The organism is Vibrio sp. VB16, assembly GCF_015594925.2.
Lineage (GTDB): Bacteria > Pseudomonadota > Gammaproteobacteria > Enterobacterales > Vibrionaceae > Vibrio.
Map to the genome: position 1 here is coordinate 2,474,077 of NZ_CP087590.1, position 14,019 is coordinate 2,488,095.

The following is a 14,019-nucleotide window of genomic DNA, read 5'->3' on the forward strand; positions in this document are numbered from 1 at the left end:
TAAATGGGACTACTATCTAATAAATTTCAATTTTACTGTCGGGTTGAATAATGACCAAGTGGTTGTCAATGATGTCTATACCCATAAGAAAGAATAGTTGGAAAAGTCACACCGGAGAAAAAAATGAGAAGTAGCCTAGATTGTATCCCATGCTTTATGCGTCAAGCTTTAGAAGCCGGCCGTCAAATAAGCAACGACGAGCAGCTAATTGGTCAAGCACTTAAACGTATTGCGGGCAGTTTGGCTGACTTCAATCTTGACCTGTCACCTCCGGAAATGGGACAACATATTCATCGAATTTTACGTCAAGAGGTAGGCAGTGATGACCCCTATCTGCAAATTAAAAAGAATTCAACTCGAGTTGCCCTAACACTCGTTCCAGACGTATTAAAACATCTTGAACAGAGCGATAATCCTTTCGAGGTCGCAGTGCGTTTTGCTATAGCAGGCAACATTCTCGATTTTGCTTTGATGTCTGTATGGGATGACCATAAGATAAATGCGTCTTTCGACAAAGCGTTAAGCCACCCTATCGATTCGAATACCGTTGAACAATTGAGGCTGGAACTGCATAAGGCTAAGCGTGTTCTGATTCTGGCTGATAATGTTGGTGAAACCGTATTTGACCGTTTTCTTATCGAACAATTACCGCCACACCTTGATGTCACCTACGCCGTAAAAGCGTCCCCAGTTATTAACGATGCCATTGCTGTTGATGCCGTTGACGCTGGAATAGATAAGCTTGCTGACGTCATTGATAATGGTACTGATGCACCAGGAACGTTATTGCATCAATGTTCACCATCATTTCTCGCGCACTTCAATGCTGCGGATATCGTTATAGCAAAAGGACAAGCAAACTTTGAATCTCTCAACACGACCGATAGGCAAGTTTACTTCCTAACTCAAATAAAATGTATCGTGATCGCTGAAGCCTATGGCTATAACGTTGGTGATTGGATAGTCACAACCACTTCAAAATTAAGGGATAAAGCAGGTCAGAAATTAAATAGTATGGTTGAAGGTGTTAGTTAATCTTTCGGATTACTTACGAGGACATACACCTCTAAAAAGTGGTCAGACGATAATCTAAGCCCTTCGTTACCCACATTAAACATACATGCCCAAGATGTTCGATCATGCATGTTTCCAGAAGTGTATGTCCCTTCAATTTCCAATTTTTACAAATCACCACACATCAATATTTATAATATTCTGTATATTCATGACAATACTGGCATTAAGTTATTGATCTTTGTAGGTCGTGTTCTTGTCGGGGATTGTAGTGCTAACGGGTTGATTTTTGGTGCTATAGATGAAGTTTTACAAACGCTAGATGGGTGGAAGCCCCAGCCACATCCCGGCACACAAGTCACTCGCCCTGGCTGCTTCCTTCCGGATCTGACCAATTAAACAAGGTATTGTTGCGGGAGGACCAGGGCCTCCATAGATTCTGTTTCGTTAGTACGGTGACTAGCGAGTGCGAAGGATTATCGGCTATCTATAATTGCATTGCAAGTCATCTGTTTCGTAATTTTAGCCTTTGTTGATTAAGTGGCTATTTATTGCTCGCTCAGAGCCCTCACATGGCTAATTTACAGCGCACCTTTATCTTTAAGCGCTTGAATCACTTGTTCTTCACCACAAACTTGTACACTGATAATCCCTAAAGATGCGGCCGATTCTATATTTTGTCGGTTATCGTCTAAAAAAAGAACTTTATCAGGGGCAACTTCTAACACGTCGAGCACATGTTCAAAGGCCGCCCTTTCTGGCTTGGCTTTATGCATGTGGTGAGAAACAAAAATAGTATCGAAATACTCTGCTACACCAAACTCCTCAATCAATCTTGGGAAATGCAGTTCATTGGTATTACTTAACACCGCGAGATGGTAACGACCCCGTAATTCAGTAAGCGTCTGCGGCATAGTTGGAAAGATGCCCGTTGGCCACGCGGTAAAAGCCTCCATGATCTCTTCGATGCTCTGCTCTAATTCGAATTGCTGTTTAAACTGGGTCGTAAACTCGACAGCGGATATCTGCCCTTTTTCGAATTTTTGACCAAATTTGGAGGTAAACCATGCTTCGATTGACATCGAATTTTCAGCTTTCAACCAACACTTAGGTACCGGCGAATCACCTAAGCCAACGACAACTCTTCCCAAATCAAATAGAATGACTTCAAACATAGGACACCTATTCACTGTATAAGATAAAACTGTATCAGTATGGATCAATTTCTAGCACAAATCTTTGTTGTCATTCACCAAATTCCATCAGGGAAGGTCTCGACCTATGGTGAAATTGCAAAAATGGCGGGTTACCCCGGTTACGCTCGACATGTTGGTAAAGCACTTTCAAACCTACCGAAAGACTCAACGCTGCCCTGGTTTAGAGTGATCAACAGTGCAGGTAAAATATCATTAAAAGGTGACAGTTTTGCAAGGCAGAAAGAACAGCTTGAAAAAGATGGTGTGCAAGTGAGTGAAATGGGAAGGGTTAGCCTTAAAACGTATAAGTGGCGACTATAGCGTCATCCCCATGGTAATGGGGATCTAATATCACCAAGATTCCCGTTTTCACGGAAATGCCGAAGTATTTAGCACTAACCCAATCGCATTACACGAAAATAGGAATGATGGCAGCGGTTAACATATTGTGCATTATGCGGGCTAACGAACCGCAACCAAATTTAAGTCTACCTGTTTTGTTTGAGACTCATCGGTAATGACTTGGTATGCGGTATCCGTAGTGAATCGCAAGGTATCATTCACATGTATCGTTGCTCGAACGCTATACCTATGCTTGGCTTCAATCTCATTCGCGTCATAACTCAATTCAAAATCAAATGGAACCTGGGTTCCATCGGTGGTAAAAGTTTGCTGAGCCATTTTTTTTGCTGCGACATCCATTAAGGATATATCTTCCAATGTAACGGTCACCACTGCATTCGGTGGTAATGCCACTCTTTGTCGGTAGCTGATATTGCCTTTGATTGATTCCATCATGACTTCTTTTTGTTCCGGCGCTTGTTTAGTTGATTCACAACCTAACAACGCAAAACCCATTACCATTGATAAAACCAAAATTAGTGTCTTTTTCATAAAGCCTCTTTAGAGTTAGCTACTTGCTAGCAAGCATAAGAATAACCTAAAATAAAATCCAGTTAATGGCATACAATTAACAAAACAATGACGGAGATGATATGAGTAAGCCTCTCAACGAGCTGTTAGAACTTTTGCAGTTAGAACAATTAGAAAATGAATTATTCAGAGGCCAAAGCGAAAACTTAGGCTTACCGCAGGTATACGGGGGACAGGTCATCGGTCAGGCTTTATCGGCTGCACGGTATACGGTGCCTAATGATCGAAAGGTGCACTCTTTTCACAGCTATTTTCTTTTGCCTGGCAATCCCGAAAAACCGATTATCTATGACGTGGAAAATCTACGGGACGGAAAGAGCTTAAGCACAAGACGTGTAAAGGCGATACAGAATGGCCGCCCGATTTTTTATCTAACCGCTTCTTATCATGGCGATGCAGAGGGATTCGACCACCAAAACAGCATGCCTGATATTCCCGGTCCAGAAAATTTCGTGTCAGAAACAGAGCTTGCCAATCAGATTGCCGATTTTCTACCAGAAAAAATCAAGCAAATTTTCTGTGGGGAAAAGCCTATCGAGGTTCGCCCCGTGACGGTGATTAATCCCCTAAAGCCTGTTAAAGCCGAACCCAAACAGTATCTATGGATAAAGGCCAACGGCAGTGTACCAGATAATCAACTCATTCATCAGTACCTTCTTGCGTATGCTTCCGATTGGGGCTTTCTTGTAACTGCCATGCACCCTCACAAAACTACATTGATGACACCCAACTTTCAGGTGGCGACGATTGACCATTCCATGTGGTTCCATCGACCTTTTAAGATGGACGAGTGGCTGCTTTTCTCTATTGAAAGCCCGACAGCAAGTAACGCCCGTGGACTCGTTCGCGGTGAAATATACAATCAAGAAGGTCATCTAGTCGCATCCGCGATTCAAGAAGGTGTCATGAGATTTACCAAATAATTTGAATTGAAGATAAATACATTAATAAACACAAGCATTCGCGACGATGCTCGCGAGTGCTCTTTTCCCTCAACCGAGCGCCCATCACTATTTATTTATCCATTTACCTATAAAAGGAGAAAATAGTCCTCTCTTGTGACTACTTTTGAAGCAATAAAGCAAAATAATTCCCCGAAAAAAAGCTTATTCTTACTCTATAAAAACAACAAGCCAATTAGTGAGTGAGAATCAGATGAAAAGACACCTTTGGAATCAGTTTACAGAGACAGTCAAAAAAGAAGTTGTTCCGGCTCTTGGTTGCACAGAGCCTGTTGCCATTGCACTAGCCGCTTCTATCGCAATGGAGAAACTCTCTGGTCAACCTCAAAACATCTCAGCGTTTGTCTCTCCTAATCTTATGAAAAATGGCATGGGCGTAGGCGTTCCGGGAACTGGTATGGTTGGTCTATCCATTGCCGCCGCTGTCGGCGCTTTTGCAGGAGACCCGAATGCGGGACTTGAAGTGCTTAAAAATATCACTCCGGTTGATGTCGATAAAGCAAAAGCATTGATTGATAACGGTTGCGTACACGTTGGTGTGGCCGATGTAACCAATGTCCTTTATTCAAAAGTCAGTGTGTTTGATGGAGAAAAAACCGTATCAGTGACCATCGCGGATGGACACACTAACGTGGTATCCATTGAAGAGAACGGGATTGCTATCTATGTTCCAGCATTAAACATCGATCATGAGCAGTCTCATCAAGGACTCATCAATCCTTTCCAAGATGCCAACGCTAAAGACATCTTTGATTACGCGATCCATGCGCCCCTAAGCGACATTGAATTTATAGAAGCAGCAGGACAACTCAACGATAAGCTTTCTGTAGAAGGACTTTCTAACGATTACGGGCTGCAAATAGGGGCAACCTTTCAACGTAACGTTGATAGAGGGTTGTTGTCTGGCGGCTTATTAACCGAGGTGTTAACCCGTACTTCTTCCGCTGCAGACGCAAGAATGGATGGTGCGATGTTACCTGCCATGAGTAACTCAGGTTCAGGGAACCAAGGGATAGCGGCAACCATGCCGGTACTTGTCACGGCTCAGTTTCTTAAAGCAGATAGAGAAGCGAGTATTAGAGCTCTGATGCTGGCTAGCCTTATGGCTATCTATATCAAAAGCCACCAAGACAAGCTCTCAGCATTATGCTCAACTACCACCGCCGGAATGGGTTCTGTCTCAGGCATGACGTGGTTGCTAGGCGGCGATTTCAAGCAGATTAGTTACGCTATCTCCAACATGATTGGTGATATCTCTGGCATGATTTGCGATGGTGCAAAACCCGGTTGCGCGATGAAGGTTTCTTCTTCTGCTGGCGCAGCGGTAAAAGCGGCTCTAATGGCGATTGATGGTGTTCGAGTCACTCAAAATGAAGGTATTGTCGCAGACGATGTTGATGACACTATTCGCAATCTGTCCGCACTCGTTAATGGCTCTATGAAACAAACCGATGTGCAGATCCTAGATATTATGGTCAACAAGTAGTCATTCTCAATTCGTACCAGTAGATGTGCTCACCTAACAACGGGCGAGCACTTATTTGCAATTGTTAATCATTAAAGGTATTTGATTAGAGTGGTAACGCCGTTGTGTACTTTAATGGTTCCATTGCAAAGGTGGACGTCACATTGGATATGCCTTCGACGCTGTTGACCATCTTTTTATAAAATAGGTCGAAACACTTCATATCTTCCACCTGCACCTTCATCATGTAGTCATACTCTCCGGCCATGCGATAAAACTCCATCACCTCAGGAAAAGGGGTCACCGTCTCGACAAAATGGCTATACCATTCATGTGAATGATTACTGGTTTTGATAAGAACAAAGGCGGTAAATAAAAGCCCCAGCTTTTCTGGGTTTAACAGGGCAACCCGCTTACTTATCACCCCATTGTCTTCCAGTTTTTTCAACCTTTTCCAACAAGGCGTTGTTGTTAGGTTAACCGCTTCGGCTAACGCATTAAGTGATAAGGTGCTGTCTACTTGCAACATAGACAATAGCTTTCTGTCTGTCTTATCCAGTTCCATGAAATCCTCATTTTTTAGAAAAAATTTTTACATAAACCTCAATACCTAGAATAATTATAACTTTTATTGTCCACCTCTACAAAAATTGCTCTACTTTTTGACTTACTTTTTCTCTCATTCACAATTAAACTTCTTATCTCTGTTTTATTCACAAAAAAGGTTACCCATGAAACCGTTACGTCAATTTGTGCTGACACCACTATTAATCACATTCGTTTCACTTCCTGTGCTGGCGCAGCAAACACCGACGAATAAAGACTATGTCTATTTGGGCATAGGTGACGTAGGGTTTTCTCCTTCATGGGCGGAGAGTAATACCGTATATAAAAACCCATCATTTACTATTGGAGGAGGAAAATACTATAACGACAACCTCATCTTTGATGGATTTCTCCGTTATTCCGAGAACCAAAACAAAGCAAAAACGATAAAGATGGATGTTTTTCAACTTGGGGTATCGGCTATCCTAATCAGCGACAAGTTGGGCGACTCGCCTATCAAGCTCTACGTAAAGACCTCGGCTATATCCGCTTACCAAGATGCACGAAGCCTACCAAATGGTGATTACTCCACGTCTGAAGCTGGTGGCGTATTTGATATTGGAGCCGGATTTGAGTGGGATATTGGTTCTGATTTCTGGGTACGTGGTGAGTATTTATATGGCTATGCAACATCAGGACTAATGGTTGATGCAGACTACGATGGATTTTTGTTAACCATCGGCAAGGGACTATAGTTTCTTCGCAATGGTTAAGTTCCTAGTAAAGCCTACTAGGAACCTAACCGACCTACACTCTAGATAGTGGTCCTATCCGTGGTTCTTTCGACTTGTTATTTCTAGTGAAAGTTCTTTGTTTAGTACCTCTTCCACGTGTCCCGGAGATTGCGTTGAAATCGATATCAATCGGTACATAGCCGGAATAACGAACAGAGTGACCAATGTAGCAAACGCCATACCGAAGAAGATAACAGTACCCACCGCTATTCGGCTTTCATAACCCGCGCCAGTAGAACTGATCAACGGTATCGCGCCGGCTAAGGTCGTAAACGCAGTCATTAATATTGGTCGTAAACGGCGCGCCGAAGCATCGATTATTGCTTTTTCAAATTCGATGCCTCGATCTCGAAGCTGATTGGTGAACTCGACAATCAGAATACCGTTTTTGGTAACCATGCCGATCAACATTATCATGCCTATTTGACTGTAGATATTCAGCCCTTGTTGCATAATAAACAACCCTAAAAAGCCGCCAAATACTCCCATAGGAACCGTAAACATAACGACCAGAGGGTTAATGAAGCTTTCAAATTGAGCAGCCAGCACTAAGTAGGCAACAAGCAATGCTAGTGCAAAAACAACCAGCACGCTCGCCTGATTCTCTTTGTATTCTTTTGATTCACCGGAATAGTCGATAGAGATATCACCCGGCAGCAGTTCAATCGCTTTATCATCTAAGAAATCGAGGGCTTCACCGAGGGTATAACCTTCACTAATATTGGCAGTCACCGTAATCGCTTTCTTCTTGTTGTAATGAGACAGACGTATCGCCGATGCGACCTCTTCGATTTTGGTCACGGCATCTAAGGTCACTAACTCGCCCGACGTCGTTCGCATATAGATCTGACTTAGGTCGGTGGCATTATTGAAGCTGTTCTCATCACCACGTAGGTAAACATCATACTCTTCCCCCCTATCCACAAATGTGGTCTCACTTTTACCACCAAGCATTATCTCTAAGGTATCGGAAATATCGGAGACCTTTATGCCGAGTTCAGCCGCTCTAGGTTTATCAACCGTGATAACCAGTTCAGGGGTTTTTTCTGAATAGTTGATCTCTGACCCTTCCATTATTGGACTATCTTCAGCGGTATTTTTTAACAACTCTGCCCACTGTTGAAGTTCAACGTAATCAGACCCACCCAATACATATTGAACCGGCTCACTAGAACCACCTCGGAAACCCGGAGTAAAGGGGAATACCCTTGCGTCAGGTATGCCAGTAAGCGCTTTTCGAATCACGCCAAGGGCTTCACTTGCCGAAAGGCTCCTGTCATTCCAATCTTCTAGGATCATAATGACAAAACCAGTTTGGTCCCCTGCGTTACCACCAAATGCTGGAGTTTGGATACTAAATGATTTTAATAGACCCTCGCCCAGCAACGGTATTAACTTTTCTTCCACCAGATCCATATTGGCAGACATACGGTTATAACTGGTTGCGTCCGCACCCCGAACAAAGGCAAACAACACGCCGCGATCTTCTTGTGGGGCCAGCTGTTGTGGGATGTTGTCCATCAGGTAATAACTACCACCAATGCAACCCAGTATTATCACAGGCGCGATGAGCCTGACCCGCATGGCTTTACTCAGCAGAAATTTATAGCCTCGTTCCAGCTTAGAAAACAGATTCTCTATCACGCGATTAAAAGCGTTTGGCTTTACATTCGCTTTTAGAATTTTGCTGCCCAAAACTGGCGTGAGCGTCAAGGCGATCAGAGACGATGAGATCACCGACATCGAAAGCAGAACAGAAAACTCGGTAAATAATAAGCCCACCATGCCATCCATAAAGGAGATAGGTAAAAACACCATCACCAAAACCAAGGTAGTCGCTACGACAGCAAAACCTACTTCTCTTGTGCCTTTATAAGCGGCAACAAGGGGGCTCTCACCGTTTTCAATATGGTGGAAGATATTCTCCACCACCACAATGGCATCATCCACCACCAAACCAATGGACAGAATTAAAGCCATCAAGGTGATGAGATTAATTGAAAAACCAAAGAAATAGGCCGAAATGAAGGCGGATATTAACGATACGGGAACGGTTATTGCGGGGATCAAAGTTGCACGAGCTTGCCCGATAAAGATATACAGAACAAGGATAACCAAGCCACCAGTGATAAATAACGTGTTGTAAACTTCTGAGATAGATCTGTCGATAAACACCGTCGAGTCGTAATCTATCGCTAAACGGGTACCTTCGGGTAGAAACTTTTGAATATCATCAACTTCAGCGTGAACCAGTTGGGCCACCTCCAACGGATTAGCGTCCGACTGAGGCACGATACCCATACTCACGTTGACGACACCGTCGCTCTTAAACGTGGAGTTTTCATTTTCGGCACCAATAAAGACATCGGCGACATCTTGAAGGTAGATAGGTGTGCCATCGCTCGCTCGCTTAACCACCAAGTATTCAAAATCACTCGCTTCGTTATAGCTTCTCGCCGTTCTCACCGACATGACAACGGCATCATTTCTTACTTCACCACCGGGACTTTCTAAGTTTTCCTCGCGCAGTGCCGCTGTAATATCGGAGGCGGTCACACCTCGTCCCGCCATGAGGGCTGGTTTTAGCTTCACGTACATCACTTTGTACAGCCCACCAGAGATATCAACAGAGCTGACACCGGTAATTAAGCTAAACCGATCAATGAGTACCCTTTCTATGTAGTCCGTCAACTGAGTTCTATCCATCTCAGATGAGCTCAAATTGATATAGACAGACGCCTCTCCACTGCCATTATTTTTATACACCAGAGGGTCATCTGCTTCATCCGGCAACCCACGTTGTGCTCTTGCGACCGCATCTCGTACATCACTAACACCGGTGTTTAAATCGTAACCGAGCTCAAAAGTGATTTTGATCCGAGAGGAACCATTACGTGTGGTCGAGGTGATTTCGTCAATTCCACTGATGCCCGTCAGTTGATCCTCGATTACCCCGGTGATCTGGCTTTCTATGATAGTGGCAGAAGCACCTTCGTAACGCGTACTAACAGAAACCACTGGGCTTTCTATATCTGGCATTTCGCGCACGGCGAGTCGGTCGAACGAGACCAAACCGAACACCACAAGTAACAAGCTTAAAACAACAGCAGCAACCGGCCGTTTAACCGATACATCCGATAACCACATTATTCACGTTCCTTGTCGGCTTTTTTATTCGCGATGGTCTCTGGTTTTTCGCCTTGCTCACGAACGGTAAGACCATCTCTCATATTCACGATACCTTGCACCACTATCTTTTCACCGATCGCGAGCCCTTTCTCAATGACCACTTGGTTTTCAACACGGGCACCTAAAAACACCTCAGTCTTTGTGGCTTTGTTGTCTCCATCGATCACATACACGTACCGTTTAGTGCCTGAGTATTGCAGTGCTTGAACAGGAATAATTGGGGCTTCGATAGCCGGAAAGTGTACTTGGGTCGCCATGAGCATACCGGGTTTAAGTTTGTTTTCTGCGTTATCAAACCGAATACGAGCTCTTAGGTTTAGCGTTTCGCTATTGATGCGAGTATCGATTCCAATCACTTCCCCTTCAAATGTCGTTGCAGACCATGCATTGCTGCTTGCTTGCACTTGCATGCCGGTAGAGAGCATCGATAGGAACCGTTCTGGGATCTGCAAATCGAGTCTCATACTTGAAAGGTTGTCTAAGGTGAGCAGCTCGGCCCCTGTGTTCACCATTTTTCCCCGACTAAAATCAATAAAGCCCACGGTTCCATCGAAAGGTGCCGTAATATTTAAATCTTTTAGCTGGGCATTGGCGGCATCTAAACGAGCATTCGCGATATCTACACTGGCTTTCTGAGCGTCAATCTCAGTCTGAGTAATCGCGCCTTTTTTGGCTAATCGTTCAAACTCGGCCAATTTTCGTTTTTCATTTCGTAAGTAAGCATTGGCTTCGGATATCGATGCCTTCGCCTTATCATCATTAAGCTGGACTAAAAGATCGCCTTTTTTGACTTTTTGATTTGCAGATACCTTAATGGCATTGACCTTGCCAGAAACCTCTGGAGAGATGATGACAGACTGTTCTGCTTCTAGCTTACCAACCAAGGTCAAACTTTGAGATATATCGTGAGTCGCGACGGTTTCTGTTACCACTAAAACACTTTGCGCCTTTCGAGCACCAGCTGATTTCCCTTGGCCTGCTGCATAGCTCGGCGAATTCAGTAACAGAATTGAAGATACAAGTAGAATCGCTAAATTATTTTTATCCATTTTTTTTGGCTCTAAAAAGTCGTAGGGTTTAAGTTTACCAACTTCTTGCCCTAACGGACGTAAACTTATGTAAAGAAGGGCAAAGAATCTGTCAGCACACAGATATCTATACGTTCAAAGCCGAAAAATGTTCACTTTCTAACTTCATTGTTGAAAAAGACATCAATCGAACAAAAAACCCAATAAAATACTTTACAGCTTTAGCGATTTTGCTATTATGCAGCTCCTCGCTTAGAGGCACTATTTGACATCGGCTTACTTGGTTTCACCAATGATAAGAAGTGTTAAATACTGGGTTAGAATTGGGACTAACCAAGTGACTAGGAAAATCGAATCTAGTTACTGAACACCCTGGAGGGGTTCCCGAGTGGCCAAAGGGAGCAGACTGTAAATCTGCCGGCTCCGCCTTCGATGGTTCGAATCCGTCCCCCTCCACCATATTTGTAGGTGCATATTGATTATTTGCATCTGTTTAGGTAAGTCATTAATTTTATAACTTATCTGTTTAGCGTTACCGTTTTAAGGTTACAGTTGGGAGTAACCGTAGATTTGATAGTAATATCTTAATCTAAAATACCCTGGAGGGGTTCCCGAGTGGCCAAAGGGAGCAGACTGTAAATCTGCCGGCTCCGCCTTCGATGGTTCGAATCCGTCCCCCTCCACCATATTTTAAGTTTTTATAGTTGTCTAGACGAGTTATATAAATATTTTTTAAAGGTTACGTTTGGGAGTAACCGTAGATTTGATAGTAATATATTAAATCTTAAATACCCTTGGAGGGGTTCCCGAGTGGCCAAAGGGAGCAGACTGTAAATCTGCCGGCTCCGCCTTCGATGGTTCGAATCCGTCCCCCTCCACCATATCTTAAAAGACCAGCTCTTGTAGCTGGTCTTTTTCGTTTACACTCAAAATACGTAGCCGGATTCGGATAAATGTAACTCATTCTTTTTATGTCTCTGCATTTCTCAACTTCCGTCACATCCTTCCCATTACATCGACGTATTGAAAGCGTAAAACGTTCAGTAATATTGATTTTTCCTTACTTTGTCATAACTTACGTCACACTATCGGATTAGATTTACTAATCAATACGTGTAATTAATATCAACCATTATTAACAATGTATTACTCTACAAAATGATAAAATTACCGCGTATATAAACTAGTTTTTTTAATTAACATAGGATAATAATATGTGGAATAGACTTAATAAGTCGATGATGTTCTGCCAAATGATGTTTGGCTTATCTTTTTACGGTGTGATGGTCATTTTAACTCGTTTCTTCCTAGAAGATTTGGGGTATAGCGAAGCGGATACAATGATGGTTGTTGGAGCTTTTTCTGCTATTGGTCCTCTTTTTGCTATCGTTGGTGGCTTTATCGCCGATAAGTTTCTGGGGGCTTATCGTTCACTTACCATCAGTTATTTTGTCTTCGCTTCTGGCTACATATTGTTGGTTCTCGGCGCTTCTGCTCAGAACGTACCATTAGCACTGGTCGGTATCGCCTTAGCGAGTTATGCGCGCGGATTAATGTCTCCTTCTTACCCTAGTCTCTTTAAACGTACATTCGCATCGCAAGAAAGTTTTGAAAATGGCTATCCAGTCAACTATTCCATCAATAATGTTGGTGCCTTGATCGGTCAGTACACCTTCCCCATGTTAGTGCTTGCTATTGGTTTCCATGGTAGTTTCTTAGCGTCTGGCATACTCGCTGCACTCGCATTCTTCGTGTTGGTTATCTTTAGAAAGCCATTGGTTAATGCTGCTGCGGATATCGACCAACAACCCGTTAGCGCAAAAAACTGGGTGGCGTTCGCGAGCACATCAATTGCAATGATAGGGTTGGTATTTTTCATGTTCTCAAACATGGATATTGGCCAGAATATCGTTTACGCAATCGGTGCGGCGGCTATTTTGTACTTCATTTCGTTGATGTTTAAAGCGGGCCGATCTGATGCACTAAAAATGGGGACTATCCTCATTATCACGGCCTTAACGACCGCTTTTTTCGTTTACTATGGTCAGATGATGACATCCATGACAATGGTAACCATCAACACAATGCGCGGTGATCTGTTTGGCATTATCCCTATTGCACCAGAAGCCTCAATGGCGATGAACCCATTATGGTGTATGGTTGCTGGACCGGTAATCGCATATACTTTTTCTAGTTTAGAAAAACGTGGTATCGCTTTGTCTACGGCAACGAAGATCGCGATTGCCTTTATCTTGACGGCAATCGCGTTTGGTATCTTGGCGGCCGCAGTATTAAGTATTGGCGCGGATGTTATTATTCGTCCTGAAATCTTCTTAGCTATCCACTTCTTCCAAGCATTTGCCGAGGTGATTGTAGGCAGCCTAGTTGTTGCTTTCATCCTTTCAGTGGCGCCAAAGCATATTGAAAACTTTTCGGTAAGTTTATTTTCAGTTGCTATCGCACTCAGTGGTATTGTTGGTGCTGTGTTCTCGACGTCTATTGCGTTAGAGAAAGGCCAAGTGATCACACAAGAGATTGTTAAAGACGTCTACGGTAGCTACTTTAGTACGTTAACGGTTCTTGCTGTCGTTATGGTGGCAGTGGCTCTTATCGCCTCTTACATCATCCGTAAGATGCTAAACAGCGCGAAGGAACAAGACGCTCAGAACCTAGAGCTTTCTAAAGAAAATTAACAGAAACTCGACTTTCTTGTTTTAATAAGGCTATTCAAACCTACCATCCTCAGAAAAATCACCCTCATCCCCACGAAAGTGGGGACCTTACACCATCCAGATTCCCATGAAAACCGACGTCATCCCCATGAAAATGGGGATCTAATATCACCAAGATTCCCGTTTTCACGGGAATGACGAAGTATTTAGCACTAACCGA

Annotated in this window: 11 protein-coding genes, 3 tRNA genes and 1 other RNA gene; 9 read left to right on the plus strand and 6 right to left on the minus strand. The window is 43.4% G+C overall.

From position 1 onward, the window contains the following. The first annotated feature begins 123 nt into the window (after window positions 1-123). Window positions 124-1,035, plus strand: coding sequence for a damage-control phosphatase ARMT1 family protein (locus IUZ65_RS11145; protein ID WP_195703798.1), 912 nt, complete (start codon window positions 124-126; stop codon window positions 1,033-1,035). Window positions 1,036-1,344: 309 nt separating this feature from the next. On the opposite strand, the gene ffs is transcribed toward IUZ65_RS11145, so the two are convergent. Next, window positions 1,345-1,441, minus strand: an RNA gene (gene ffs, locus IUZ65_RS11150) — signal recognition particle sRNA small type. Window positions 1,442-1,595: 154 nt separating this feature from the next. After that, window positions 1,596-2,189 carry an HAD family hydrolase gene (locus IUZ65_RS11155; RefSeq protein ID WP_195703799.1) on the minus strand — a complete coding sequence of 198 codons (594 nt, stop codon included), beginning with the start codon at window positions 2,187-2,189 and terminating at the stop codon, window positions 1,596-1,598. Between the two features lie 39 nt (window positions 2,190-2,228). Between IUZ65_RS11155 and IUZ65_RS11160 the strand changes: the two genes are divergently transcribed. After that, complete coding sequence (locus IUZ65_RS11160) at window positions 2,229-2,531, plus strand: MGMT family protein (protein ID WP_195703800.1); 303 nt, start codon at window positions 2,229-2,231, stop codon at window positions 2,529-2,531. A gap of 141 nt (window positions 2,532-2,672) precedes the next feature. Here the strand turns inward: IUZ65_RS11160 and IUZ65_RS11165 are convergent, their stop codons facing one another. Then, window positions 2,673-3,104 carry a YbaY family lipoprotein gene (locus IUZ65_RS11165; RefSeq protein WP_195703801.1) on the minus strand — a complete coding sequence of 144 codons (432 nt, stop codon included), beginning with the start codon at window positions 3,102-3,104 and terminating at the stop codon, window positions 2,673-2,675. Between the two features lie 101 nt (window positions 3,105-3,205). Between IUZ65_RS11165 and tesB the strand changes: the two genes are divergently transcribed. Beyond that, a complete protein-coding gene (gene tesB / locus IUZ65_RS11170) occupies window positions 3,206-4,066 on the plus strand; it encodes an acyl-CoA thioesterase II (protein WP_195703802.1) in 861 nt (286 codons plus the stop codon). Window positions 4,067-4,298: 232 nt separating this feature from the next. Beyond that, window positions 4,299-5,591, plus strand: coding sequence for an L-cysteine desulfidase family protein (locus IUZ65_RS11175; RefSeq protein ID WP_195703803.1), 1,293 nt, complete (start codon window positions 4,299-4,301; stop codon window positions 5,589-5,591). 85 nt (window positions 5,592-5,676) lie between these two features. Here IUZ65_RS11175 and IUZ65_RS11180 read toward each other — a convergent pair whose 3' ends face one another. Further along, window positions 5,677-6,135, minus strand: coding sequence for an Lrp/AsnC family transcriptional regulator (locus IUZ65_RS11180; protein ID WP_195703804.1), 459 nt, complete (start codon window positions 6,133-6,135; stop codon window positions 5,677-5,679). Between the two features lie 166 nt (window positions 6,136-6,301). On the opposite strand from IUZ65_RS11180, the gene IUZ65_RS11185 reads away from it, so the two are divergent. After that, a complete protein-coding gene (locus tag IUZ65_RS11185) occupies window positions 6,302-6,871 on the plus strand; it encodes an outer membrane beta-barrel protein (protein ID WP_195703805.1) in 570 nt (189 codons plus the stop codon). A gap of 72 nt (window positions 6,872-6,943) precedes the next feature. Here the strand turns inward: IUZ65_RS11185 and vexH are convergent, their stop codons facing one another. Both vexH and IUZ65_RS11195 read right to left on the minus strand, forming a co-directional pair. After that, on the minus strand, window positions 6,944-10,057 hold the full coding sequence (gene vexH / locus IUZ65_RS11190) for a vibriobactin export RND transporter permease subunit VexH (protein WP_195703806.1): 3,114 nt from the start codon (window positions 10,055-10,057) through the stop codon (window positions 6,944-6,946). Then, complete coding sequence (locus IUZ65_RS11195; RefSeq protein WP_195703807.1) at window positions 10,057-11,148, minus strand: efflux RND transporter periplasmic adaptor subunit; 1,092 nt, start codon at window positions 11,146-11,148, stop codon at window positions 10,057-10,059. The genes vexH and IUZ65_RS11195 overlap by 1 nt, the downstream gene beginning before the upstream one ends. A 353-nt stretch (window positions 11,149-11,501) precedes the next feature. Here IUZ65_RS11195 and IUZ65_RS11200 point away from each other — a divergent pair. The 4 genes from IUZ65_RS11200 (at window position 11,502) to IUZ65_RS11215 (ending at window position 13,820) form a co-directional block, all read left to right on the plus strand. Further along, a tRNA-Tyr gene (locus IUZ65_RS11200) sits at window positions 11,502-11,586 on the plus strand. Between the two features lie 142 nt (window positions 11,587-11,728). Beyond that, a tRNA-Tyr gene (locus IUZ65_RS11205) sits at window positions 11,729-11,813 on the plus strand. A 110-nt stretch (window positions 11,814-11,923) separates the two neighbouring features. After that, window positions 11,924-12,008, plus strand: a tRNA-Tyr gene (locus tag IUZ65_RS11210). Between the two features lie 333 nt (window positions 12,009-12,341). Then, window positions 12,342-13,820 carry a peptide MFS transporter gene (locus IUZ65_RS11215; protein WP_195703808.1) on the plus strand — a complete coding sequence of 493 codons (1,479 nt, stop codon included), beginning with the start codon at window positions 12,342-12,344 and terminating at the stop codon, window positions 13,818-13,820. Window positions 13,821-14,019: the final 199 nt, after the last annotated feature.